Consider the following 26,325-nt stretch of genomic DNA (forward strand, 5'->3'; position numbering starts at 1 on the left):
TTTATTTGCTGGATTCTGAAAGTAAGCCTAGCGATTCCTTCCACTTCAAAACCCGCATCACAGATTGATCCAATGCACTTTCTGAATAGGTTCCGTCTTTTACAGCTTGGATAATAACCGGAATTTGTTGCGCATATGTGGAGGACATCACCAAATCATTTCCCGCCTGCAATGCTGCCAATCCGGCTTCTTCTTGAGAAATGAAATTCGCCAAGCCCGCCATATCCATGTCATCTGTCATGACGACTCCTTGAAAATTCAATTCCTGCCGCAACAGCTTATGAACCTCTTTTGAAATAGAAGCAGGGTGATCCGGATCGATACTGGCTATAATATTATGAGATACCAGCACGCTGTCCGCTCCGGCTTTGATGCCCGCTTGAAAGGGCAGAAAATCATTTTTTCGCAAGTCTTCTAATGGTCGTTGGTCGGTCACAATTTCCACATGGGAATCCCGATTGTCGCCATAGCCAGGAAAATGCTTCATGGTTGAACCAATGCCCGCCGCTTTCATCGCTGTTACAGCTGTTTCCACATAGTGACTGGTTCCTTCCGCATCCATGCCAATCGTTCGATCATAGATGAACGATTGCGGATCGGTAGAAACATCGGCTACCGGAAACAACCCAGTTTGGATACCGTAATTTTTAAAAATTGCCGCTTTATCCTGAACATCTTGAGTGATGGCATCCCAGCCACCCTGTGCATACAATTCCTGTGGAGAAAGAAAAGGCGAAGCCACTAAATTGCTGTTGCGGCTGATTCGTGTCACAGTGCCGCCCTCTTCGTCTGCACCAATCAACAGCGGAATTTCACTTGCTTCTTGATAACTTTGGATTTTTTGCTTCAAACTATCTGCCGTTTCATTTTCGGTATCCCGACCAAACAAAACATAGCCACCTAAATGATAGGATTGAATGTCTTCCACTTGATTGCTTTCTGGCACCCGAACAAAAAACAGTTGCCCAACTTTTTCTTCCAGACTCATGGATTCCAGCAATTTTTCTGTTCGAATTTTTTCGGGTTCTGTGGTTGATATTGCAGTAGTTGTAGCTTCCGATACTTTTGTGGAGGATGCTTCTTCTTGTTCTTTGTTTTCTTGGCTAAAAGACTGGAACAAGAAAAAACCAGCCACCAATAATAAAATGATGATGCCTCCGAAAATAACAATTTTTTTCATGGATTCCTCCTACGATTATGCTCTGTTATTACCCTTTTATTATGCCATAGGTCGAAAAATAATGTGACACGAAAGCTTGGAAAGTCCTCTGTTCCCATTTCTAATGAAATTAACGTATGGTAAACGATTCTTGGAGAAAATTTATGGCGGCTAGCAACTCCATTTGAAGGATGTGGTGCCTATGAGCAATTTCACTTGTGATTCAAAGTCTAAAGAAAGGTGCTGCCTGATTTTGTTCTCTGTGGATAAAATCATTGCTATTATTGGAGTAGTCGCGGGTATTGTGGCCGCAACGGCGAAAGCCAGCGACTCCATCTTAGCTTGGTTGAAGTTCAAAAAAGAGCAAAAAAATAAATCGCTCTAACTTTTGACAAGTCTTGCCCTTACTATCGTGGAGAAATACCGAATAGCGATTTTTCATTGCTAACTAAATTTAATTTTCATTGGCACTCACTTCTTTAATGATTTGAACAATGATGGCTGGTTTCTTGTCCAATAATTGAATGAGTCGGTTTGCGCTTCCACTCGGCTTCGCTCCATCTACCTCCCATCGTTCTACTGTTCTAGGCGAAACATCTAAAATATCTGCAAAAACAGCTCGTGAAAGATTCAATTTTTTTCGTACAGCTTTAATCTCAGCTCCATTAAAGTTTGGTGCTTTTGTCACATCATAGGTTCTTACTTCAATATTGGTCCTATCACCATTTGCAAAAGCAGTAAATTCTTCAATAGATTTCTTCAATGTCTCACTCATTTTCTCATTCCTTTTTCTGATTATATTTTAGTCGGTGTATCAATTTTTTTATTTCTTTTTTCTCAGAATCACTCAAATTCTCCTGTTTAGATTTACTGAAAACATCCAAAAAGAAATACTGATTTTCTACGAGAATTAGATAAATAATCCTTGCAGAGCCACTCTTTCCATGAGGAACTTTTTCAGGAGAAAAACGCCATTTAATTGCTCCGCCGGTTCCTTGAATGAGGTCACCCAGAAAACTTTTACCAACGTGGTTTTCACGTTCAGTAAAAAATTTTGTAGTAATTTCTCCATATACTCCTGATCTACCTCTGTCAAACCAAGTTTTTTCCATTCTTTCATAAATGCATTTGAGTAGTGAAAAATTATTTGTTCTCCCATTTTTTCTCCCAACCATACGCATCTTGCGTATATTATTTTATATATAAAATTAGTACTTGTCTAGTATTCTCGCTTTATTGCTTTACTCAAAAGCAGTTTTCACATTTCTCTACAAATAATTATGAATAATGGAGTGATTTTTTATTTTTATTTGAAAATTGCTAACATCTTAACTCGATTAAAAGCAAAAAAAATAGACCGTAGCAACTTCGCAGTTGACGCTCTATTCGTGTCAAAATAAAACAACCCATTTTCTATTTTGCCGGAAAGAAGCAATTTGCATTCAGCAGATAATGAATATAATCAGCCGTCATGCCTCGCCGAAGTTCCACTACTTGATGCCCCTTTTTTCTATTTCCTTCTTCAATCATTTTTTCGATATCTTCACTTTTTTGTTCCGCAGATAGCCCGTACTCTTTAATAATATCGGTCAATTTTCGTGCAGCGCCTACTTTTTGAACAATGACTTTCAACTGCACCTGTCTTGGCTCATTAGAAATATACAGCCACGCCGAATCTCTTAAAAAAATGACATCGGCAATCCGCTTGATTGTCTGACTTAATTCCGGTTTTGCATGGTCTTTATACGGAAAATGAATGACATAATTTCTCTTTTCCAATCTCATTGCCACACCAATTCCTCCTTTTTTTATTTTTCCTTCCTCAACTGATACCTGTCTTGTTCCCATTTTAGAATGTATTTGCCTTTTTTTAATTTCATATAAAATCGACTTGCTTTGACTTTCTTCACACGTATTTTCAGGTCGATGCCCTTACTTTGTAGGCGATATTTTCCACCCGTTAAATCAGGAAAGACAACCAACCCATTCTCGTCAGAAATCATTTCAATCGATACTTTTTTCCGAAAGACCGGACGTTTGCCGTTTTTTGTTTTCAAGGAGAAAACAATGCCTGAGAGCGGTTGATTTTCTTCATCAAATATATAAAAAGAAACTGGATATCTGCGTTTGCCGATTGCCAATAAGCGGAGATAATGAGCAATCAAGCCTATCAAAGCTAGTAATGCTGCAAAACTTCCTACCAGCCACAAAATAAATTTCAATTTTTTCCATTTATCGATAGCTTTGATACTCTTTACCGCTTCATTTTCGCTATATGGAATGCGGTGACCTGTTACCAACAAGCGATGGGTATTGACCATATAGGGCGTACAGGTTAGCAGTGTGACCAAATCTCGTCCATCTTGGATTTGTAACGGTTTGATTTCAGTTGGTAAAATCACTTGTATTTTTTCAATTTCATAAGCCAAGGTCTGGTCGTTGATCTCAATGAAAAATTGATCCTTCACCTTTAATTCTGGCAAATCAGTAAATAATTTAGCTTCTGGCAAACCTCGATGACCTGACAGAACAGCGTGGGTACTTTTGCCGCCAGTAGGATAAGAGCTGCCTTCTAAAAGCGAGGTTCCTTTTTGTAAGAATACATCTGTTGTTTGATCAAAAATGGGCAGACTAACATTGATTTTGGGAATCTCTACCACCCCAAGCATATGCTCCATGTAAAAAGAATTGCTGGGGAGATCCTTCAAGGCCTCCGCATCCACAGCATTATTAAAAGCAGTCAATCCGGGAAGTGCGTGTTTTTCTGCAATTTTTTTATTTTCTGTTTCCATCTTCTTTTGTCGAGCTTTGATCTCGGCACTGTTTTTTTCATTTGCTTCCTTTTGATAATGAGTGATTAATTGTTGGGCGAGAAAGTCGTTGAGTGAATCTTCCACAAAAGGATACGCAAAAATTCCAATTCCACCGACTAAGATAAGAATCATAATGATATCAAGTATTCTAAATTTGCGCTTTTTCATGGAAACCACCCGTTTTTCTAGTATGTACGAAGCTGGGAATCAACCCAGCTTCATGAGATTAGTTATGATTTATGTTTACATTTGTTGCTATAATAAACAATTAAGCTTCTGTTTCTTGACGACGTTTATTGAAGTAAATCATAGCTCCGCCGATAAGCGCGATACCAGCTACGACAAAGGCAATGATTCCCATACCACCAGTTGAAGGAAGGATTCCTTTTGGTTGGTTTTCAATGACATCATCGGTTGCTGCTGCGGTATCTTTCGCAACTGTAAATTCAAAGTCACTTCCTGGTAATGCATAGCCAGAAGGTGCTACTGTTTCATGCAAGTAATACGTACCATATTTCAATCTAGTAATATCGAACTCGCCGGTATCTCCGGAAGTCAATTTTTTGATTTCCCAACCGGTTGTATCTGTCAATTCAGATTTCCACGCATATTGATATTCACCAGTTGCTGGACTTTCTTTCACCCACAAATAATCATCCTTATCTTTTTCCTTAGCAATATTAAATTCTGCCCCAGAAAGTGGTGCTTCAGTATTTAAATCTTGTTTTACAAAGTGATAATCCCCATAGTTTTGAACGTTTTCAACTGTCACTGTATTTACGGTAGGTTTATTTTCGTGATTTAACACACCGGCAGGATTACCAAGATCTGTTTCATCAACATCATTGAAAATTCCTGTCGTTTCTGCTAATTTACCATTTTTAACTACAAATTCTGTTTTAGTATTTGTCAATTGATAATCAGTAGGTGCCGCAGTTTCAACTAATGTATATGTGTCATCTAACAATCCACTGACACTGATTGCACCAGCATCATTCGTTGTGAAGATTTTAGCACTTGCTTCTTCTTCACCATAAATTGCTACTCCTGTATCCACATCGGTTTCGGTAACAAACTGACCGTCTGAATTTTTAATTTGGAATTTGGCACCTTCTAAAGCCGTTGCATCTGAGAAGTTACCAGTTTTTTGAATATTGATGGTGCTTTCAGTGATTTTATTTTTCGCATATAGTTCGATCGTTGAAAGTGCTGTATTCGGATCGTTCCCATCAGCAGTACTATAGAATGGTAAGCCCATAACAATACTTGGAGAAACTTCAAACCCTTCTTTTGCAGATTCAACAAAAAGATAAACTGCGTCTTTTATTTTTTCAGTTGAACCTTCTTTCACTGTAGTTTTACTTGGTAATGTAAATTTCGCAATACCGTCTGCTCCTGTATTTGTTGATCCAACTGTTGGCGTTAGACCAAATTCAACTACTTTCTCATTCGTAAAATCATCCAATGTGTCTAAAATATCTGTGACAGCTACTCCACTTTCTATTTTGTCATAATAAAATACTGACACATCATATACAGTAAATTCTGCACCTTCCAATGGTTGGCTACCTGGATAAGTCATTTTAAACCCTGTATTTGTTTGTGATGGCGGAAGCGTCATAAATTTTAATTTATGCAAGTTGACTGTTACGCTTTCTGGTACAGCCGCCTCTACTTTTGCTGCTCCTAATCCTAGAGCAAATGGCAACAACATTACAAGCGTACCCAATAATGCCCAAATTTTTGTCTTAAGATTTTTCATTTTATTTTCCTCCTATATGTCCTTTTTCTGTTGTTTTTTTTTATAAATCCAAACTGCCCCTGCTAGAAGGACCAGTAGAAACCCGATAATTGAAAAGATGCGAACCACTTCTTCACTTGTTTTAGGGAAATATTTCGTGATTCCCGGTTTATCTGTTTTTCCTGGTGTCACTGGTTTCGTTGTTACGCCCGATCCGTCCGAGCTGTCTGGTGTTTTTCCGGTATTTTCCTGCTCGTTCACTATTTCTAAAGGAAGCGGATTTTCTAAATCAAAACTATTTTTTTCAACCATAAAAGATACCGGTCCTTTGTTTATAATGTATCCATCGGGTGCTTTGATTTCAATCAGTTCATACTCACCGAATGCTAATCCCTTGATTGCAAACAAGCCCTCTTTATCAGAAGTCAAAACAGTTACGTCTTCGGTTTTCTTGTCTACCCAATGATTCTCTCCAGTCGTTTGTGCAAGATACTTTCCAGCTTCATTTCGAATGACAAAGTGTGCATTTGCTAAAGTCGTTCCTTGTTTTCGATCAACTTTGATAAATTGTTTGCCACCTGTTTGTGCGCTGATTTGCGCACTCCCATTCATCGACGAATTTTTGCCAAGATTTAGCTCCACCGTGTTATCAAAGGATAGCTCGTCTGAATTTCCTTTGAGCGTCATTTGGTAGCTGATGACGACTTTCTGATTGCTATAGTTGGCTAATATTTTCGGAGATGAAGTCAAACGAAACCCATGTTCAGTCGTTTTCACTTGAAAGACGTCAGTAACTTTTCCATCAAGAGTTACTTTTAAACTTTTAGCATCCAACCATAACTGGCTGTCCGCGGTATCTTTGATAGTATAGCTATCAAAACTCGCGATACTTGCTGGAATTTTAGTTGAAACGTTAAAGGGAATCGAATCCCCATATTCAAAATTTGTATGATTTCCAACAATTTCTTTTTCCAATGGTGGTGACTCGTAAGCAACCTGTTCATTTTTGGGGTACAGATGAATGTTCGTCAAGACCTGATTGTCTGTTGAATAAACAGGCAAGACGACGACCAAGGGATCAGATTTTTTATCCACATTACTAGGTGCATTCGTTTCAACAAATCGATAAACGGCATCCCGACCTTGTACTTCTTTTGCCGCTGCTGTAAATACCGCAATCCCGTCTTCGCCATTTTGCGTAGCTGTAACTTTTTCTTCTATTAATTTGCCGGAATCAGCGGTTTGCGCTAGTTGTTGTTGCCCTTCTTCAATACTCTTTCCAGATGCCCTCAAGTCGTAAAACTCCTCGGATACATCGTACAAGGCAAATGTAACATCATTTAACCCCTGCGCTTCTTGCAACATCGACGGTTTATTCGTGCCATCATTTGGTAGCTTATCTGGTAATTCACCATTTTCAAACAATAATTTGTGTAGCGTAAAGGTGATTTGCGATTCACTGGCGGAAGCTGATTGAGAGAACGCTTGCAAACCTGAGGGTAGTAGCAACAGTGTCGCTCCCAACATAATCCTTTTGTAAAAATTCTTCATCACGCCTCACCTCCCCGGTTTCGGTAACTGAGGTACAGGCCACCAATTCCGACAAAAGTTAGTCCGGTAAGAATGAACGGCAGTATTCCGATTCCACCAGTTGAAGGAAGGGGGACAGGCGGTGGAGTAATCGTATAGATAGCTGTGGAAACCGATTCAGTAATCACAAAATTCTTCAAACTTTCAAGTTTTGTTTGTCCACTATCGCTAAATGTCACTTTGTACTCGCCGACCCCCACTGCCTCTGTGTAAGAAAGTGGGGTATTATCTGAGGTCAGATATTTAAAGTCTTCAAAATTCCATGTAACAATGGGTACCGCTGTATTCCCTGCCCCCCCTCCGAAGGTTACCTCGGGTACAGAATCGATTGGTTTTCCGTCCTGTGGTTTTGTTCTTTCACCAGAAAGTTCAACCGTGACTGATGCAGGGGTGATTGTATAATCTCCAGCCGAAAATGAACCAGTTGAAAAGCTGTAACCAGGATTTAAATTGGTTAGATTAGCTAATTGAGTTGTGTCCAATTCCTTGATTGCTCCATTTAAGACTTCATCATCATCTAAAGCATTTGGGCTTACATAATTAAATGAGTTATTCGACGAATATACGTCTTTAATGCCATTTAATGAAAGAGAATTACCATTTTCATCTTTAAATACTAAATGTTCGTAATCCTTTGTCTCATCATCGGCATCGTCACCATCGGCAATACTCTTGCCATCATTATCCAGTCCGTTATAGACCTTGGTTGCTGAAACAGTTACCTTTACTTTTTTTTTGTAGTACAAGATATAAGTAGATATGCCGGGATTAAAGCTAACTTTTGTGGCAGCCTCATTTGCTTTGTCTAAAGAATTAAAAGTGTATCCATCAATACTTACCGGATCATCTGTCAAATCAACTGTATCATCGCCTTCTGTAAGTTCTACTTCAGAGAGAGATAGAATCTCTGTTTTAAAATAGTCTCGATGTTCTACTTTAATTTTCTGTGTTCTAGCTACATAAACGATAACTGACAACCCATCTTCAGTGTATTTAAATTCAGTTGGTTGTGTAGTTCCATTACTTAAAACCTTCGCTGGCGCTATTTTATAAGAAGTGTTGTTTTTTGCATTGTACTCTGCCAATGTTTGGATAACTATTTCATTTTTTGTTAAATCCTCTGTTGAATTAATTTTATTTGTCGTATTTGCTGTTAAATTCTTCAGCTCAGTTTCGGAATTATTACTATCGATATAGCTGATATTTGCTGAATATGCTTGAACGTAGTTGAACGTTTCAAATTGAATCGACTGTGTATTATTGTTTTGTCCGGTTGAAGCAGTAATCATGAAGTTCATTGCTGCTTGGTTACCAATCCATGCAGTTAAATCCTTTGACCATTCTTTTTTAGAACTTTCTGGTCCATAAGTGGCATTCATTATATGTGTAGTCCCATTATAAGATATGCTGAACGGTATACTCGCACCTTTTGTTAACGCTCCTAAATCCTTTGCTGAATCTACGTCTGTGGAAACCTTCCAATTATTTGATTCTACATTGTGTACAAAAGCACCAAATTGTTTAAAATTTGGATCATCATAATCAGAATTTCTATACGTATCGAACTTAAATCCAAAACCATTTTTCAACCCACTAATTCCCAGCCCGCCACCTGTTTGTCCTAGTCCGGTTTCATCCGCTGAGTAAAAAGCAAAACCGATTCCATCAGATTGTCCAGTTGCGTTACTACCATATAAAGTGATATTCCCTGTTAATTCAAAATTGTTCCCCATATCTATGCGGTTATTTAATTGCATATAGCCGGCCTGCAACCATGGAATATTGCCATCGCTATTAACAATTTGCTTTGTGTCATCTGAGGTTAATGTGATTAAACCAGTCTCAGAATTATATAGTGGTTCCCATGTAACCTTGTCACCAGCCTTTCCTTTAAATGTAAAATAGTTTGGAACCACATCTTTTGTTATTGTCACATTTCCAGATATATTCTCCGCCCCCACTGCCGTAACGGTTTGCGGAATCCCGGTTTCTTCATATACCTTTTTCGCAGAATCTTTCGCATCTTCAATTTCCTTCTCACTAGGGTCAATCAGTTGCACATTTGATGACGCTTCAGATATTTCTGTTGTGGAATTTGTTTCAGTCATACTTTTTGTTTCACTATTTGAAGTACTGGTTTCCGTTGTTTCGACAGATTTAACGCTTTCATTTGACGATGAACTGCTCTGTAGGTTTTCTTGTGTCAATTGACTGGTTGTGGTGTCACTGAGAGTTGTAGCGATTACATTTTTCGTCGTACATGTGCTAAGAAGCAATAAGGTTACTCCAAAGAGGCTTCCAATTTTCCACCAAGTTTTCAGAGAAAGCTGTCTGTCTACTTGCCGAGTGTTCTGCCTTTTTGGACGGCATGTACTACTAGTTCTTTTCATTGTCTTATCACATCCTTTCGTTGCTAATAAAAAATTGTATTACTGAATTCGTTTTTTCTTATTGGCTGATTATAACAATTTTTTTAAGCTTGGAGTCGTCATCTTTTGACACATCCGCGACAATTTATGACAACATTTCAAATAATTGAAGAATTTTGATTAATAAACGAGATTTTGTTTTTTATGAGAAAATTCTTTTGATTTATTTCTACTTTAACTAATTTTTTCTCATTTATTTGAATACTAATTACTTACTTAAATCGTCAAAATAAAAAAACTAGCACATTCCTCTAAATCCCAAGAGCGTACTAGTTCTTTTTTCATTTAATTGCTTATTTTATTCTTCTTCATTTTTTTCTTTCTTTGATCAAGGCTTTAAATGCCAGATCATTTAAGTAATGAAAAGGGGCAGTATACTGCGGCATAAAGGTAAAATTATGGACGGCTAGTTGTCTGAGGTCGACTTTTTCGGACAATAATGTCGCAGCGACATTCAAATCATCAGCCATAAATTCATCGCTGACTAATTGGAAACCTAACACCTTTAATGTCGCTTTCTCGTAAACGATTTTTGCATCCACATAGGTTTGATTTTTGCTGAATTTGGTTTTTAATGGAAAAGTTTCTCGAAATCCTACCGCTTGAAAACCAAACAGCGGCGACTCTTCTTCCGTCAATCCGGCACTGCCTAAAAACTGATCAAAGACAAAAGTTGCGCTAGTTTTGTGCACTAAATCACCATTTACCGGCTCCCCGCAAATATTCATTGCAGCAGCCCGACCCATTCTCACGGCACGATTAACTAAAGGCATAAAAATTTGTGTTCCGTGATGGGGATAAATGATGGGAACGATATCGCCAATAGCAAAGATATCGGGATCACTGGTGCGGCAAGCAGCATCATCTGCGACGGTGTTGTCGATATTCAAGGTTACGATGTTTTCCAACAGCTCCACATTTGTATAAATGGAATCAGGGAAAATCACCATATCCACCGGCAGTTCACGATTAGAAAGTTTGACTGCCTCAATATGTTTTTTCACGATTTTATAGTCTGTCATCTGATCGAAGGGAACCAGTTCAATCTCGGAGTCATTCACCCGTTCCCGCAGATTTTGGACCATTTCCTGATCAAAGTAGCGGAAAAGAAGTTCTTGAATGCCATCTAATAAGTAGACTTTTTTTCCTGAATGTTTCAAGGAGTCTGCCAGTTCCATGCCGATATAGCCGGTACCAATAATCGCAATTGTCTGGGAATTTTCGATCGCTTCTAATACACGATAGGATTCTTCGATGGACTTATAGGAATAAATATTATCCACACCGGGAAAATCCCGGGCAACGATCCAAGGGGAGGTTCCGGTGGCAACGATTAATTTGTCATATGTCATCGTGAATGGATTTTCTTCATCCTCCACGTACTGCATGCTGATTTTCTTTTTTTGGTTATCTATCTTGGTAACTTCAATTCTCGTAAGTAATTCCACGCCACTGGCAGTAATCTCACTGGCTTTGGTGGTGGCTTGTCCTAACTCATCAATAATACCGTTAAACAAAAGGTTGATACCATTGGAAATAAATCCTAATTCTTTTTCTGTTCGCTGATCAATCAGAACAACTTCATGCTCCGGGTCTAGTTGCCTGATCGTGAGCGCTGCGGTTATCCCACTGTGGGAAGCGCCAATAATGATGGTTTTCATTGCAGGTTCACCTTCAAATTTATTTTATTTTGATAGTTTTGATAAAGAAAATTTTCTAAAATAGGAAAATCAATATTGTGTTCGATACTTAAAAGGGTGTAAACCGGTACTATTTCTGTCATCAGTGCATCAGAATCTTTGTAGGTGATAATCGCATCATACGTTCCGCCACGACGAAATCGGACAAAATTTGCCTTGATTCGGTGATTAATTCGTTCTTCGATATTCTCGATAATGATTGTGTTCATGGATGCCTCAAAAGGAAAATCACAGCCTACCTGCAACACGATATCCAACTCATTGTAGATGGCATGAAGTAAGACCGTATAGCGATTATGGAGTTCTTTTTTGACACTTTCAGCATAAAAATTCTTATTCCCGATTTTATCTGACTGGACCAATGCGAAGATTTTTTCAGTCATGTGGTCCGTTAATTGCTGCAAAGAAAGATTTGGCACTTGTTCCAGCCGTTCTTGCAAGTTGGTATTGCCCCAAATCGAGAAAAAGCTTGGAAAATATAGTGCTTTGTAATGAACTTGCAGCAACGTAAAGTAGACTTTTTTTGTGAGCTCATCTTTCAATAAGCTTGGGTCAAAGTGGGTATACAATTCCTCCAAAAAGGTTTTGTCCATCTGATCAATTTTTTGATTTGATTTTGCAATTTTAATTAAATCCTGTACGTGAGGATTGTCTAACTCTAGTGTATAGTTTGCGATCATAAAAAGATAGAGGTATTCGCTTTCACTTTGATTCCACTGGAAGGCATACCGACTGAAAAAGCGAATAAACAAATCTTGCAGACCAACAAAAGCGGAGCGATTAAGGTCGGTAAACAGCTGTTCCGGCAGAGGGATTTCGTGGCTGACTTTTGTATTCCGGAAGCGACATTTCGTGATATACAGCCAGATACAAAGTTTCACTTGTCCTTCTTCTGTAAAAGGATAATCCAGATTACTCTCTAAAAAGGACAGCAGGTCTTTTACTGAAGGATTCACGAATTCATCGACATTTACTTGGTAAGGATTGCCAAACCAGAACAGTTGAAAATAAAAGTAACGTATCGCAATTTCCGAACCTTCGATTTTCCCCTGATGAATCTTCAAATGGTATTTATTCAAGATGGCATTTAAATCCCGAATCTTTCTCGTTAGGGTGGACAAGCTGATACTCATAGTTTCAGCCAGCGTTCCATAACTTACCTGTTTTGACGTCAGTAGATGAAGCAGGATCTGATATTTCAACGAGCGTTGCAAAAAACTATAGATGATTTTTGTAAAAGAGATTTGTTCATTAATGACCAATCGGATAAGGTTTTCTTCATCTACCACTTCTACTGCATTGTCTAATCGAAGAAGATTTACCTGTAATTTTTCTAAATCTTCCTTCAATGTGCTTCGATTGATAGTAAGTTTTCGTGCTAAATTTGCCACCATAATTCCTTCAGAATCCGTCATTAGAACCCGTATGATTTGTATTTGCCGCTGTTCACCGGCATCTAGAAAATCAGTCGTTCTCAAAAAAATCATCCCCTGCTCTTAGCTACTTTGTTTATCTGATTATACCTCACACTCCCTCTTCTGAATAAATTTTTTATAAAAAAACTACAATTTATTTAATTCGACCCAGCAACGAGCAAAAAAATCTGCCTATAAGTGTCCTTGTCATTTCGAAATCAAAACGTCTTATTCCGCAATCATTATAACTGAAATCTTCGTTTGCAACTGGTCATTTTTTAGTCTCTAAAAAGGAATTTATGACTAAGAAGAATATTTTCTCATTTTTCTGACAACTATTGAGCCAAAAAGAAGAACAAGCAAAAATTTCTTTGCCTGTTCATAGAAATTTATCTTGGGATGTAGATAAATTTTATACTTATTTTGTTAAATAAATCGTTTGGCGATCCGTTTCAACGGAACGGCACGACCAACAAGATAAACCAGAATTGTTTGGATAGGCAGCATCACGAGAACTTTCGGGATTCGTACCGACCAAATTGCCCAACTGGTCAATGGCAGATTTGCTGTGATTGCCAACCAAATTGGGGTTAGAATCAAACTGATCAAAATCGTGTTTGTCAGGACACATAAAAATGCCCGTACCCACGTAATCTCCTTTTTATAGAAGTAAAAACCGTAAACCAATCCTCCGACCAGCGCATTGATGGTAAAACCAATGAAAAATACCCCTGTCGGAAAAAGTGCCATGCCGATCAGATCCGCCAGCACTGCACCGATTGCCGTCCAAAATGGGCCAAATAAAATCGCCATAATCATTTCCGGGACAAAGGTGAAGGTGATTTTTACCAGTGGGGTGGAAATCCCCAAAACTTGTGACAAGACGACCATCATAGCAATCAATAATGCCATGATTACGATCATCCGTGCGTCGATTTTTCTTTTCATACCTAGCATCTCCTTAACGAGCTGCTACACAAAAAAATATGCAGCGAATGCGAAAACAAAACCGCGGACCATAGTCCTTCGTCCGAGAGGCAACATCCCATCCTCTCAGCACTTAACGCTTTATTTCCTACTCTGTTTTTATTAGGCAATTTGCCTACCGATACTATAGCATGGAATATGTCGTGACACAATTTAAAGAGACTACTTTTGCTGTTTTTTTTGAAACTTTCTGAAAAAAGAAGATGATTCGTAAGCCTACTGTCTCACTTCACCAAATACAGCGACTGCCTTCCCATGCTTTCATAAATTTTCTCTAAATCGCTTTTGGCTATTTTTCGATTTTTATGACCATAGGGATCGTTGACGTACATTGTTTCTTGATTGATTACGGTAATCACTACAGAATGAATCAAAGGGGTTACTTCAATTCTGCCAGAGGTGGTTTGCCAATACCAAAAGTCATCTTCGGTTGGGACTTCAAGTTCCACTGTTGCAAGAATCCATACGGGTGTTCCTTTTCTTACCCGTTCTGTAATTTCCTGAAAAGATTCCTCTGATCCGCTTTTAACTTCTTCTTTAACGATTTTTTTTGCAACCTTGGCAATTGGTTCTACCCAGACGCCCATCGCTTCATCCCCACCGTAAATATTCCCCACAAATCCTTCTCGAGGATCCCCACGATGTGTCTCATCCTCATAAAGAGGCACGTAATCCAGAAGTTCTGCTAATTGATTTTTATCAACTTGATACCCATAAAATTGTAAAAGCATCGACAACGCCGTCACCTCACAGCCATTTTCCAATGCCGGCTCCGTAAATTGATTTTCCAAAGGAACGTACATCAGGCTGGCTTCCGGTGAGGGTGAGGATTCGCTTGTTGCTGTAGAACTTAAACGAGTGACAGGTGTTTCTTTTGGTTGAGACTTCTGAGAAAAAACGAAACCACCGGTAATTATTAGTGCTACGCCGATAACGAGCACAAGCCATTTTTTCTTCATGTTGTCCCACCTCTTTCTTATATCACTTTTTTATTTTAACAGCTAATGTAAAATTGCGCATTTTTTCAGCGATAAAAAACCTCCGCTATTTCTGAGAATAACAGAGGTAAATTATTTTTCATTTATGCGATTGGCTTCATCGATTGTATCTGGGTTTGTTTTGCTTTGGAAAAAATCGGCAACGTAAATTGTTTGCTTAGCACTCCTGCCACAAAATAGGCCAGTGAATAGTCGATCATACTGTGGATTAGACCACCGATTCCCATGAGGACAAAGAAGAAATAAAAGGCACCGCCCTCAATTGAGCTTGCGGGAACATTACCGACAAAGTTAAAGGCCATGACAACCAGCATCTCTACAAACGCATGCAGTACACCAATAACTAAATTGAAGGTTTGAAAACGCAAATTGAATAAACTGACCTTGCCGTTTTGCATGACGATGCCCGGATGTTTTTGTAAGTAAATCGCTCCGGCAATAGCAAAAACAAGATGGCTCAACGCCCGCAGCGTGATAATAATTGGCAAACCTGAGATCAAAAAACCAAATGTCGTGCCTAAAGCAACTGCCACTGCGATGCCTGGTGAAAAGAACATGGCGATAAACAAAGGCACATGACTTGCTAACGTAAATGATGCCGGACCGATGACGATTTTTGGCATGACCATCGGAATCATAATACCCAATCCAATTAACAAGGCACTGATTGTTAAGTGGCGTACAGAATTTTTTTTCATTTTTTTCTCCTTTTTACTAGTGAATTTCCTGACAAACATTTTTTATTTTTTCTTTCAACTGTCAAGACACCTGAATGTCATTTATTTTAGATGGAAATCTCAAATGTGTCAAGACACTTGTCTGGTTTTCTTTCAAAAAAAATCCCCGAAAATTCTTCGAGGATTAATGGTTTTATTCAAATGCTTGCGTTGCTTTGACGGCTTTTTTCCAACCGGTATACAATTTTTCCCGCTGCTCTGCGCTCATTTGGGGTTCAAAACGCTTGCCGGCTTCGTAAAATTCACTAATTTCGTCCGTATCCTTCCAGTAGCCGACAGCCAATCCGGCTAAAAAGGCAGCACCTAATGCCGTTGTTTCTAAATTTTCTGCCCGTTGAATTGGTACATTTAAAATATCTGACTGAAACTGCATCAAGTATTCATTATTTGCCGCACCCCCATCAACTTTTAAAACAGGAATCGTGATGCCGGTATCTGCCTGCATCGTATCCACGATGTCGCGAACTTGATAGGCAATGGATTGTAAGGTGGCCTTGATGATATCTTCTTTGGTGGTGCCTCTAGTCAAGCCAAACATTGCTCCTCTGGCATCCTGGTCCCAATAAGGTGCCCCCAAACCAACAAAAGCCGGAACAACGTACACTTCGTCCTCACTCGTGGAACGACGGGCAGCCTCCTCTGAATCGCTGGCTTTTTCCAACATTTTCAATCCGTCTCTTAACCATTGGATAGAAGAACCGGCAACAAAAATCGATCCTTCCAATGCATAATAGATTTTACCGTTGATTCCATAACCGATTGTCGTTAATAAATTATTTTTGGAAATCTGTGGTTTTTCTCCGGTATTCATTACGATGAAGGAACCTGTGCCGTAAGTATTTTTTACCATGCCGGGTTCAAAGGCCATTTGTCCAAACAGCGCTGCCTGCTGATCACCTGCCATACCAGAGATTGGTGCTTCTCCCCCATAAAAATGGTAACCTTGGGTGTATCCATAAATTTCAGAATTTGAAGCAACCTTGGGCAACATCTCCCGAGGAATATTAAGCAGTGTTAAAATTTCTTGATCCCAATCCAATGACTTGATATTGAACAACATCGTTCGACTAGCGTTGGAATAATCGGTTACATGGGCTTGCCCGTCGGTTAATTTCCATACCAACCAAGAATCAATCGTCCCAAACAATAATTCTCCTTTTTCCGCCCGCTCTTGCGCACCATCTACATGATCCAAAATCCAACGAACCTTGGTGGCTGAAAAATAGGCATCGATCACTAATCCGGTCTTTTCGTGAAAGAATTCTTCGTACCCATCCGCTTTCAACTTATCGGCTATCTCTGCCGATTGTCGGGATTGCCAAACAATTGCATGATAAATCGGCAGTCCAGTCTTTTTATCCCATACTACCGTTGTTTCGCGTTGATTGGTGATACCAATACCTTCGATTTGATCAGGTTTTACACCGGACTCAATGAAAGCTCCGGCAATCACTGATTGAACAGAATTCCAGATTTCATTGGCATCGTGTTCGACCCAACCATCCTGTGGAAAATATTGGGTGAATTCTTTTTGGGAGCTGCCGACATGTTGTCCTTTTTTATCAAAAATAATTGCTCGGGAGCTGGTCGTTCCCTGATCGATTGCCATAATATAGTTATTCGCCATTTTTTCTCTCCTAAAACTATTTTCTCTGTTTGTATCTTACTACGTTTATTTCGCGCGAGGCAACTTTTTTGGGAATTTGTGGTTGGTTTATCAGCAGATAGTTATACTTTTTATAACTAGTTAACAAACGTCTATGAATGGCGAAAAAAACGGGCTGATCATCTATTCCCCAGAAGCACTCTTAAAAAAATATAACTAAAAAAATGGTAGGAGCGATTATGCTACTCTACCATTTTTTTGTTTTCTATCTATTTGTTATGAAGGTCGGCTGTTTTCCAGTGCATTGCTCAAACGGGCAAATTCTTCTAAGGAAAGAGTTTCGCCCCGTCGTTTCGGATCAATTTCTGCCGTGGCAAGACTGTTAGTCAACCATTCTTTGGTGGCATCATCTTTGCCATAGCTATGCAAGAGGTTGTTCCACAACGTTTTTCGCCGTAATTGAAACGAAGCCTTCGTCAATTTGAAGAATTCTTTTTCACTGGTGACGGTCACTGCCGGTGTTGTTCGGCGGGTCAATTTTAAAATAGCGGAATCCACATTTGGCTGTGGTACAAAAACCGTTTTAGGAACAATAAAAGCCAATTTTGCTTCCATAAAATATTGCACTGCGATGGATAACGAGCCGTATGCTTTAGTTCCTGGTTTTGCAGAAATTCGATCTGCTACTTCTTTTTGCATCATAACCACCATTTCGGCAACCGGCAACTTTGATTCTAAAAAGTGCATCATAATGGGGGTGGTGATGTAATAAGGCAGATTTGCCACAACTTTGATGGGGTATTCTTCCTGAAAATGATCCGCCACCGTTTCTAGATTAGCTTTCAGTACGTCTTGATGGAGAATCGTGACATTGTTGTAGGCTGCCAATGTATCTTCCAATACCGGAATCAACCGATCATCAATCTCAAAAGCCAAAACTTCCGCCGCGTTTTTTGCCAACTGTTCTGTCAATGCACCGATTCCCGGTCCGACCTCAATTACATTGGTCGTAGTATCAATTCCAGCTGTTTCCACGATTTTTCGTAAAATATTCGGCTCCGTCAGAAAATTTTGACCGAGACTTTTCTTAAATGTGAACCCATGCTTGGCTAAAATATCTCGTGTTTTTGATGGTGCTGCAATTTCTCGAGTATCTTTCAAAAAGATTCTCCTTCCTTTTTCCCCGCTATTTCCTTGCTTCAGCTAGTTGCTCCTCAACTTTTGCCATTGCCGCAAGAAATTCTTCTTCTGTGATTCGAAACATCTGCAGTCGTTTTTCCAGTTGTTTGCTGTTGGTATAACCGATGCGCAGCTCGTCTCCGAGTTTTTCTCGTCGCTGTTTGGCATTCGTACCCGCTATTAAACCATATTCCATCAGGCGTTGTCTACTGATTTCAGAGACGGTATCGCTAGCCGGTGTCACGATTTTATCCAATGCCTGCAAGATGGCAGCATCACTGGCATGCTCAACGCCGAGACTATTGCCACGTTTTTGCGGTGCTGCTTCACTGCGGGGCAAGAATGCGTGCTTAGCATCCGGCACAACTTCCATAATTTTTTTACGAATTTTTTCACCGGAAAAATCGGGATCGGTGAATACAATCACACCACGTGTTTCTTGCGCCAGTTCGATTTGTGCCAAAATTTCTTCATTAATTGCAGAGCCAATTGTTTCGATGGTATCTGCATCAACAACTTCTTGAATTCTGCGGGTATCGTCTTTTCCTTCAACGACAATGATTTCTTCAATTTTTAATTTACTCATTAATCAATCCTAAACAACCGATGGGCGTTGTCACGCGTCTGATTGGCAAGTTCTTCAAAAGGTACCCCACGAAGCTCAGCAATTTTTTCGACAACATACCGAGTATAGCCGGGCTCATTGCGCTTGCCGCGATAAGGAACCGGCGCCAGATAAGGTGCATCTGTTTCAACCAATAATTTATCCAACGGCACGATTTGTGCTGCCTCCTGAACATCCGTTGCTTTTTTAAAGGTAACCACGCCACTGAAAGAAAGGTGCATTCCCAGTTCTAAAAAGCGTTTCGCCCATTCAGCATCACCACTGTAGCTGTGCATGATTCCACCGATATCTCGGACATCTTCTTCCTTCAAAATTTGATAAGTATCCTCAATAGCTTCCCGCATGTGGATACTGATTGGCAGATTCATTTCTTTAGCAATGGCGATTTGACGGCGAAAAACCTTGTCTTGAACTTCTTTCGGATCTTCCATCCAATGATAATCCAAGCCGATTTCCCCTAAAGCAACTACTTTTGGCAAGGTTAGTTTTTGTTGCAGGTCTTCTTCGATTTCTTTGCTGTAACTGCCTGCTTCAGTTGGATGCCAACCGATTATGCTGTAAATGAAAGGATATTTTTTGCTGAGGACTAGACTTTTTTCAATCGTCAGGGTATCAAAGCCGACAACAGCCATTTCTGAAACCCCCAGTTCTTTTGCTCGCTGGATAGTTTCTGGGATATCCTCATTGAATTGTTCGGCATTTAAATGAGTATGAGAATCAAAAATCATCTCTACTCCTCCTTTTTTTTCGTAATAAACTTTCTATACTAAATCTTCGTTTTCCCAAACACTTGTTGGAAGTACTGTCTTCTTTTCCTCTCTAACTTTAGCATATTTTCAAAAAAATGAAACCTGTCGCGCCCCGATTCTTACAAGCAATTTTATAAAATTGGAAGTAAAAAACATCCGTCTGGAGTTGGATGTTTTTCTTCTCACCAGCTTGTATACTGAAGCTATCTATTAAAGGAGGTTTTCCTGTGGATCATTTTCAGCGATCTTTTCCACGAGTGGCTGCGTATTTGCGCAACCAACAACTGTCTCAGCATGAATCGGGATTGTCCCGATTGCATTGGCTGCTTTTAGGTGTCTTCAGCCTACTGACTGTCTCTGGTTTCTCCACACAACTTTTCTGTCTGTTCCTTCTTATCGGTGCGGCGGCGTTGATCAAAGGACCAGCTATGCTGCTTTATGGCGCTGTCTATTCTTTTTTAATTGGTCTTTTTCCACCATTAGGTATTGTCCTGTCTCTGCTTTTCTTTTTGCTTTCGATCCGCCAAATTACTCGAAATTGGCGTTTTGGTTTGGTGGCAAGTTTCTTTTATCTTTATCCCTTTGCTTTGACGGCTTTTAAGTTTTTTACTGATTGGGACTCTTTTTGGGTGGTCACATTATTGGCAGGTGTGGGAATCTTCACTAGTCATTTTCTGCTGACACAGTTGTATCATCGCTATGGTGCCAGCCGCAGTGTCGCCTGGTCGTTACTTTTAGTCCCTTACGATTGCCTCGTCTTTTTCATTCCGAAAAAAGCAAAAAAAATTCCTGTTTCCAAAGGTCCTCGAAATCGAACGTTTAAATGAAACTTTTCTTTTAAGAAAGGTTTCATTTTTTTGTTGTTATTTCACTCTGTTTTATGACGATTCTTCTTCACTTCAATAAAAAATAATCTGTTTTCTATTCCCTTTTTCCACAAGAATTTCACGGGATGTTCGATTGCTTTTTTTGCTTTTATCCTCTATTCTATACTTTAGCAGACAAACAAAGGAGACCTTCCATATGCTGATCTTTTTAGGGATTCTAGCAGTATTTTTAGGCATAGCTTTCTACGCGGTCTTCATTGAACCCCGCAGGCTGAAAGCCAAACATTATCTCATTCGCAAAAATAAAGCGCGGGTTTTAGATATTTCCAATGCTTATGATCTTTTCACCGCCGATTCGGATGTCGTTATCGCCCACCTCAGCGATTTTCATTTTTCTCACTGGTACAAACCAAAACGTATCAATAAAATCATTCGCTCAATCATGGAAAACCAACCGGATTTGATTGTTTTTACCGGCGATTTATTAGACGACTACAAACATTGGCCGGTGAAGCAGACAAACCGACTGATTGAAAAATTAAAAAAATTGCATGCACCGATGGGAAAAATCGCCGTTCTGGGAAATCACGACTACAAAAGTGACGGAAAGCATTTTGTACTGGAAATCCTGCACGAAGCTGGTTTCACCGTTTTGACCAACGAATCGGTTTTCGGGTCAGATGCTCAGGTATCTATGACGATTGCTGGAATTGAAGATCCTTCTTCAGGGCAAGCTCGGTACAACTATGAGAGTACATTGGCAGAATGGCACATCTTACTCGTCCATCAACCTGACAGTATTCAACACGTCAAAAATCTGGCAATCTATGATTTAGTTTTAGCTGGACACAGCCACGGCGGACAGATTCGCCTACCTTTTTATCAGGTCAAAAATGCGGGTGCGACCCGTTACACCCATAGCTTGTATTTACCCACGAAGCAAACCATCCTATCCGTGAGTACAGGAATCGGTACAACAATGCTGCCTGCACGTTTTCGCGTTCCACCAGAAATTCTTTACTATCATTTGTCTAATAAAACGGAAGCTTTCAGCACCGATTTCACCGACATAAAAAATAAAATCAAACAAAAAACAAACCTTTCGCCAATAAATCCAACGCCTCCACAAGATACCGAGAAAAAGGAGAATCCTCCTGAAGCCGTAGCAAAACAGTCTAGTAAGATCGTTTCCCTCGCTCCGTATCGACGAATAAAGAAAGAGCAGTTGGAAGGAGAGGTTTTGTGAAAGAGCGGTATTGTCGTAAAAAGCAATACGGCTTTTTTTCATGGCTTTTCTATTTTTCTCATTCATCAATTCAGTCACTTGACAGCATCGTAAAAATCGGTTATTATTTGCTTGCGCAAGTAAATTATTTTCAAGTAAGGAGAAGTCTATGAAAGAAACTGAAATTGATTTATTAGAGTGGCTCCCAATTATTTCTCGCAATTACACGATGACCCTTGATCAGCAATTGCTAAAAATCGGCTTGAACTCCAGCCTATATTACTACGTGATCAAATTATATGAGTTTGGCGATTTGCCTCAAGAAAAATTGGTCCGACTTACAGGAGTCAATGCCAGCAACGTTACCCGTGCGGTTCAAAAGTTGATTCACTCTGGCTTAGTGACAAAAAAAGAAAACCCTGACGATCGCCGCGGCTTTTTACTTTCACTAACAACAGACGGAAGAACCCTTTACCCGCAGATTCTAGATTCTTTGGAAAAAGTTACGGCAGATTTCTTGGCACCACTTTCCCCACAACAAAAAGACATTTTTGTCCAGTCCCTTAGCTTATTACGATCCCATTAGGAGGTAACGTAATTATGGATAAACTTACACTCATCCAACAATTTATCACATTTCCATCAGACTATCAGTTGACGGAACAAACAAATGAAAAAAGAAACAATCGAAAGGTAGATATTTTCCGCTATCAAAAGAATGGCGAATTTATGTTGAATGGTCCTCGAATCATCGCAATTTTCCAGAAAGACACCTTAGTAAGTTTAAAAAATTTCTCTTCGCTTCCAACAGGCACACTGTTCGATTTTCCCCGTGCAAAAACGTTTGGTGAAGAACTCTTTGAAAAAATCAACCCAACATATGCCAAGCATCTTTCTTTTCTTCGCATAGAAAAACAACAACGGAGTTATCTCAGCGAGGGAACGGCTGTCACTTTTCCGGTGGAATGGGTCAAATTTGCCCACAGTAATGGCAGCTACAACTGGGTCACTCTAGGAGGCGATGGTACGCTGATTGAAATGGAAATCGATTCACGATGGGATTATTTTCGTGGACGGCGAAAAACAGAGATGTGGGATAATGATGATTGGGTCCTTGCCCATGAAGGAAACGGTCCACAATTACCAGCACCGCAAGCACTAGCTTAATGAAAAAGCCACGAGAGGAAGTTTGTCAATGAATGAAATAGACTACGATACGACCTTGACGTTATTGGGACAATTGCGGGAAAAATTACGACGATTGGAAGAAACCGATTATATCACTGCCTATTACAAAGGTTACAGCGCCAGCGGCATGACCTTGGCTGAAATTCAAGAAGCAACTGTGGAACTGACAGAACAGATTTTGGAGATTGAACGGTATTTGGAGGATGATTTTGCTAATTAATTTAATGACGTCCTTGAATTATAAACACCATATAACTATTTACTAATAGTCATTAAAAAGCCATGAAGATTGCAAAATTTCATGGCTAATTTGATTAATTTTTATTATTGTTTAAATTCTTATTTATTCATTTGACAGAGCGCTCTCAAGTCTAGACTTTGCATCATTCAGTCCAGAATCAATATCTTTTTGCTCTAAAAGAATGCCTTGAAGCTCTTCAACAAGAACATTATTAAGTTCAGATCCATTACTTTCAATAGCAAATTCCAATCGTTGTCCAGTTTGTGAATAATTAAGCCATTCACTTGTCCATGTATCTTTTTTCACATTTTCACTCTCTAGAGCTGATTTGATAACTGGTGGCATTCCGTTGCTCTCTAAGTAGTTCAATGCTTGTTCTTCACTCACAATATGTTCTATGAAATCCATAGCGGCTTCTTTATTCTCTGATTTTTTGAAAACAACTAAGAGATGTCCCCACATTGCAGACTGTGGCTCGTCCCCTTCGTTTAATACTGGTCTTGCCATTGGTCGAATAGATTCATCTAAAGATTCCTCTGCCATACCATTTTGAAGAGCGATTCCTTTTGCAGATATCGCATCATCATAAAATGCTAGTTTACCTTCAGCAAAAAGTTGTCTTGCATCAAAACGAGTCATATTCATCTGGATATAGTCCTTTTCAAGCAGATCTTTATACCATTCTGTTGCCTCAACCGCCTTATCATTATCTATCGTAACCTTGCCATCTTTGACTATCTTTCCACCAAAGGTCCAAAGCCATGGTTGAAAATCAGTTGACATTGTTTCTTCTTTTGTTGCTAAGCCATAGGGAATTATATCTGGATTTTTCTCTTTTAATTTCTTCATACAGTCTTCAAACTCAGCAACTGTCTTTGGCGGTTCATTATATCCGACTGCCTTTAATAATTCAGGATTATATACCATCCCAATCGAAGCTACTGACCATGGCATTCCCAATTGCTTACCATCAACTTGCCCAACCTTTAGAGCTGATTCTTCATATTTTTCCGAAAGCTCTTTTTTGTCAGCAATTGAGTTTATATCCTCTAATACGCCCATATCTGCAAGAGCTCCAAAAATACCTATATCTACTTGCGCCATATCCAATTGCTCAGATCCTTGATTTCTAATAATTAATTGTTGCTGGGTGTCCTTCCATGGCCATCCAACCCAACTAACTTTTGAATCGGAATCCTCATTGTAGCTATTAATCATTTCCTTAATTGTTGCTTTGGTGCTATCTTCCTCCCCAGACCAGCCTGCCCAAACAATTTTTTTTGAACTATCTTTTGAATCACTATTGTTGTTATTTGAACCACATGCATAAAGACTTAAAGATAGACCTAACAACAGCAAACTACCAAAAATTTTTTTCATCAATAATTCCTCCTATTCTTTTACTGCACCAGCAGTTAAACCAGAAATAAAATATTTTTGTAGAAAAATAAATATCAATGTTACCGGTACTGAAACAATAATCGACGCCGCCATCATTTCTGCCCAGTTATTACTAAACTCACCCATATATTTCATTACCAATCCTGGAGCCAATGTTCTCCTACTATCTTCAGTTATTAATGTCAGTGAATAAAGCAAATCATTCCAACTCCAAACAAAGGAATAAATAGCCGTAGAGATAACACCCGGAATAGCCAGTGGAAACATAATTTTAAATATAATAACTGGCCAACTCGCCCCATCTACTTTTGCTGATTCGATAAGTGAGTCCGGTAATTGATCAAAGTAGGCTTTTAATGTCCAGGTTCCTACGGGTAATACGAAAGCAATATATGACAAAATTAGTGAAAAATAACTACCATCCATTCCTAGTTTCTGCATCATTATATATAATGTAAGTAATAAAATAGCTTGAGGAAAAGCTTGTGCCATCATAATAATTGACATAAAGGAGGTTCTCCCTCTATATCGAAATTTGGAGAAACTAAACCCTGCAAACATAGCAACAATAGTCGACAGAAAAGAACTCGAAAATGAAACTAGCAAACTATTTTTTAAGTAAGTTAAAATTTGTTGATCGAAAATTACTTTCTTAAAATTTTCAATCGTAAAACTTGAGAAAAAAAGTGATACAGAGTATGTCTGGCTAGGATTTTTTAAAGCTGTATTTAACATCCAAAATAATGGAAAGAAAATAAAAATCCCGATGATAACCGCAAATACTATAACAAAAATTCTAAATCCCCGTGTCTTTTCAAACATTATCTTTCCCCCATCAATCTTTTGCTGCACTTCTTGAGTACAAGAAACTAAATAATCCAAGTAAAATTGCCCAAATTGTTCCTATTGTAGCCGCTGTCCCCATTCGATAGCTGCTAAAAGCTTCACGATAAACCATGATAGACAATGTAGTTGTAGATCCGGCTGGTCCACCTGAAGTCAAAACTTGTGGAATATCAAAATGTTGTAAATTTCCAATTATTCCTAAAACAAGAGTAATAATCATAATTGGTTTCATTCCTGGTATCACAACATTTTTCAATACGGAAAAATTACTTGCACCATCCATTCGAGCTGCTTCAATTTGATCATAAGAAATTGATTGAAGTCCCCCTGTCAGAAAGGCCATATACCATGGCAACATTTGCCATGTACGTGCAATAATAACCACAAACATTGCCGTTGAAGTTGACCCTAGCCAATTTTGATTTTCAGAAATTATACCCAAACCTTTTAGAAATTCATTCATTATTCCACGATTTGTATCAAAAATAAACGCCCACAAAAAACTAATTGATGCCCCAGGAATTATCCAGTTAACCAATGTTGCACCACGGAGTATCCCAGCTCCTCTAAATTTCAGATCCAGAATCATTGCCCAAATTAATCCTAAACAAAATGGAAGCATAGTTGCAAAGAATACAAAGATACCTGTATTTTTTAGAGCTTGAAAAAATTGTGGATTCTTAAATATATTGATATAGTTTTCAAAACCAATAAAATTAGATTCTGGTGAAACAAGTGAGCGATTTGAAAAACTCATAATGATTGAGTTAATAAATGGATATAAAATAATCGCTCCAAAAATTGCTAACGCGGGTAATATTAATATAATGCCCACGTTTGAATCAGTTAATTTTTTCCCTTTTTTCATT

25 protein-coding genes, 1 pseudogene and 1 riboswitch are annotated in these 26,325 nt (G+C 39.0%); of the genes and pseudogenes, 6 read left to right on the forward strand and 20 right to left on the reverse strand.

What is annotated here, in order from left to right; all coding sequences use genetic code 11:
* Position 1: 1 nt before the first annotated feature.
* Entirely contained in the window at positions 2-1,180 is a 1,179-nt protein-coding gene (locus tag BAU16_RS04155; RefSeq protein ID WP_161526529.1) for a glycoside hydrolase family 3 protein, read from the reverse strand.
* Between the two features lie 181 nt (positions 1,181-1,361).
* Between BAU16_RS04155 and BAU16_RS04160 the strand changes: the two genes are divergently transcribed.
* On the forward strand, positions 1,362-1,544 hold the full coding sequence (locus tag BAU16_RS04160) for a hypothetical protein (protein WP_161526530.1): 183 nt from the start codon (positions 1,362-1,364) through the stop codon (positions 1,542-1,544).
* A 69-nt stretch (positions 1,545-1,613) separates the two neighbouring features.
* Here the strand turns inward: BAU16_RS04160 and BAU16_RS04165 are convergent, their stop codons facing one another.
* The 16 genes from BAU16_RS04165 to BAU16_RS04240 all read right to left on the reverse strand — a co-directional run bounded on the left by BAU16_RS04165 (position 1,614) and on the right by BAU16_RS04240 (position 19,707).
* A complete protein-coding gene (locus BAU16_RS04165; RefSeq protein ID WP_161526531.1) occupies positions 1,614-1,934 on the reverse strand; it encodes a helix-turn-helix domain-containing protein in 321 nt (106 codons plus the stop codon).
* Between the two features lie 4 nt (positions 1,935-1,938).
* A complete protein-coding gene (locus BAU16_RS04170) occupies positions 1,939-2,271 on the reverse strand; it encodes a type II toxin-antitoxin system RelE/ParE family toxin (protein WP_237579206.1) in 333 nt (110 codons plus the stop codon).
* Positions 2,272-2,572: 301 nt separating this feature from the next.
* Complete coding sequence (locus BAU16_RS04175; RefSeq protein WP_137604700.1) at positions 2,573-2,950, reverse strand: hypothetical protein; 378 nt, start codon at positions 2,948-2,950, stop codon at positions 2,573-2,575.
* 17 nt (positions 2,951-2,967) lie between these two features.
* On the reverse strand, positions 2,968-4,140 hold the full coding sequence (locus tag BAU16_RS04180; protein ID WP_161526532.1) for a class C sortase: 1,173 nt from the start codon (positions 4,138-4,140) through the stop codon (positions 2,968-2,970).
* Between the two features lie 100 nt (positions 4,141-4,240).
* Positions 4,241-5,734 carry a SpaA isopeptide-forming pilin-related protein gene (locus tag BAU16_RS04185; RefSeq protein ID WP_161526533.1) on the reverse strand — a complete coding sequence of 498 codons (1,494 nt, stop codon included), beginning with the start codon at positions 5,732-5,734 and terminating at the stop codon, positions 4,241-4,243.
* A 12-nt stretch (positions 5,735-5,746) separates the two neighbouring features.
* Positions 5,747-7,264 carry a SpaH/EbpB family LPXTG-anchored major pilin gene (locus tag BAU16_RS04190; RefSeq protein WP_161526568.1) on the reverse strand — a complete coding sequence of 506 codons (1,518 nt, stop codon included), beginning with the start codon at positions 7,262-7,264 and terminating at the stop codon, positions 5,747-5,749.
* Positions 7,264-9,693, reverse strand: a complete 2,430-nt coding sequence (locus tag BAU16_RS04195; protein WP_161526534.1) for a lectin-like domain-containing protein — start codon at positions 9,691-9,693, stop codon at positions 7,264-7,266. The genes BAU16_RS04190 and BAU16_RS04195 overlap by 1 nt, the downstream gene beginning before the upstream one ends.
* 347 nt (positions 9,694-10,040) lie before the next feature.
* Positions 10,041-11,393: an NAD(P)/FAD-dependent oxidoreductase gene (locus BAU16_RS04200; RefSeq protein WP_161526535.1), complete on the reverse strand. Its 1,353-nt coding sequence runs from the start codon at positions 11,391-11,393 to the stop codon at positions 10,041-10,043.
* Entirely contained in the window at positions 11,390-12,910 is a 1,521-nt protein-coding gene (locus BAU16_RS04205) for a helix-turn-helix domain-containing protein (protein ID WP_161526536.1), read from the reverse strand. The genes BAU16_RS04200 and BAU16_RS04205 overlap by 4 nt, the downstream gene beginning before the upstream one ends.
* A 363-nt stretch (positions 12,911-13,273) precedes the next feature.
* Positions 13,274-13,804 carry a folate family ECF transporter S component gene (locus tag BAU16_RS04210; RefSeq protein WP_171000760.1) on the reverse strand — a complete coding sequence of 177 codons (531 nt, stop codon included), beginning with the start codon at positions 13,802-13,804 and terminating at the stop codon, positions 13,274-13,276.
* Between the two features lie 30 nt (positions 13,805-13,834).
* Positions 13,835-13,932: riboswitch (THF riboswitch) on the reverse strand.
* A 126-nt stretch (positions 13,933-14,058) separates the two neighbouring features.
* Positions 14,059-14,793 carry a C39 family peptidase gene (locus tag BAU16_RS04215; protein ID WP_161526537.1) on the reverse strand — a complete coding sequence of 245 codons (735 nt, stop codon included), beginning with the start codon at positions 14,791-14,793 and terminating at the stop codon, positions 14,059-14,061.
* 122 nt (positions 14,794-14,915) lie between these two features.
* Positions 14,916-15,530, reverse strand: a complete 615-nt coding sequence (locus BAU16_RS04220) for a hypothetical protein (protein WP_048604285.1) — start codon at positions 15,528-15,530, stop codon at positions 14,916-14,918.
* A 172-nt stretch (positions 15,531-15,702) separates the two neighbouring features.
* The gene (gene glpK, locus BAU16_RS04225; RefSeq protein WP_048604286.1) at positions 15,703-17,196 is read right to left on the reverse strand and encodes a glycerol kinase GlpK; all 1,494 of its coding nucleotides are present in this window, start codon (positions 17,194-17,196) and stop codon (positions 15,703-15,705) included.
* A 255-nt stretch (positions 17,197-17,451) separates the two neighbouring features.
* Positions 17,452-18,336 (reverse strand): 16S rRNA (adenine(1518)-N(6)/adenine(1519)-N(6))-dimethyltransferase RsmA, encoded by an 885-nt coding sequence (gene rsmA, locus BAU16_RS04230; RefSeq protein WP_161526538.1) that lies wholly within the window; start codon positions 18,334-18,336, stop codon positions 17,452-17,454.
* A gap of 25 nt (positions 18,337-18,361) precedes the next feature.
* Positions 18,362-18,940, reverse strand: a complete 579-nt coding sequence (gene rnmV, locus BAU16_RS04235) for a ribonuclease M5 (protein ID WP_161526539.1) — start codon at positions 18,938-18,940, stop codon at positions 18,362-18,364.
* Positions 18,940-19,707 (reverse strand): TatD family hydrolase, encoded by a 768-nt coding sequence (locus tag BAU16_RS04240; protein ID WP_161526540.1) that lies wholly within the window; start codon positions 19,705-19,707, stop codon positions 18,940-18,942. The genes rnmV and BAU16_RS04240 overlap by 1 nt, the downstream gene beginning before the upstream one ends.
* A 248-nt stretch (positions 19,708-19,955) precedes the next feature.
* On the opposite strand from BAU16_RS04240, the gene BAU16_RS04245 reads away from it, so the two are divergent.
* The 5 genes and pseudogenes from BAU16_RS04245 (at position 19,956) to BAU16_RS04265 (ending at position 23,188) form a co-directional block, all read left to right on the forward strand.
* Positions 19,956-20,555 carry a hypothetical protein gene (locus BAU16_RS04245; protein ID WP_069959638.1) on the forward strand — a complete coding sequence of 200 codons (600 nt, stop codon included), beginning with the start codon at positions 19,956-19,958 and terminating at the stop codon, positions 20,553-20,555.
* 196 nt (positions 20,556-20,751) lie between these two features.
* Positions 20,752-21,585: pseudogene (locus BAU16_RS04250) on the forward strand (metallophosphoesterase); the annotation flags it as partial.
* Between the two features lie 364 nt (positions 21,586-21,949).
* Complete coding sequence (locus tag BAU16_RS04255) at positions 21,950-22,366, forward strand: MarR family winged helix-turn-helix transcriptional regulator (protein WP_161526542.1); 417 nt, start codon at positions 21,950-21,952, stop codon at positions 22,364-22,366.
* A gap of 14 nt (positions 22,367-22,380) precedes the next feature.
* A complete protein-coding gene (locus tag BAU16_RS04260) occupies positions 22,381-22,947 on the forward strand; it encodes a hypothetical protein (protein ID WP_048604299.1) in 567 nt (188 codons plus the stop codon).
* 28 nt (positions 22,948-22,975) lie between these two features.
* Entirely contained in the window at positions 22,976-23,188 is a 213-nt protein-coding gene (locus tag BAU16_RS04265; RefSeq protein WP_161526543.1) for a hypothetical protein, read from the forward strand.
* A 123-nt stretch (positions 23,189-23,311) separates the two neighbouring features.
* Here BAU16_RS04265 and BAU16_RS04270 read toward each other — a convergent pair whose 3' ends face one another.
* From BAU16_RS04270 to BAU16_RS04280, 3 genes are read right to left on the reverse strand one after another with little or no spacing between them, the layout of a single operon-like run.
* A complete protein-coding gene (locus BAU16_RS04270; RefSeq protein ID WP_161526544.1) occupies positions 23,312-24,589 on the reverse strand; it encodes an ABC transporter substrate-binding protein in 1,278 nt (425 codons plus the stop codon).
* Between the two features lie 12 nt (positions 24,590-24,601).
* Entirely contained in the window at positions 24,602-25,432 is an 831-nt protein-coding gene (locus tag BAU16_RS04275) for a carbohydrate ABC transporter permease (protein WP_161526545.1), read from the reverse strand.
* A 13-nt stretch (positions 25,433-25,445) separates the two neighbouring features.
* Positions 25,446-26,324, reverse strand: a complete 879-nt coding sequence (locus tag BAU16_RS04280; protein WP_161526546.1) for a carbohydrate ABC transporter permease — start codon at positions 26,322-26,324, stop codon at positions 25,446-25,448.
* Position 26,325: the final 1 nt, after the last annotated feature.

Origin of the sequence: Enterococcus sp. JM9B, assembly GCF_009933265.1 — a bacterium.
GTDB lineage: Bacteria > Bacillota > Bacilli > Lactobacillales > Enterococcaceae > Enterococcus_C > Enterococcus_C songbeiensis.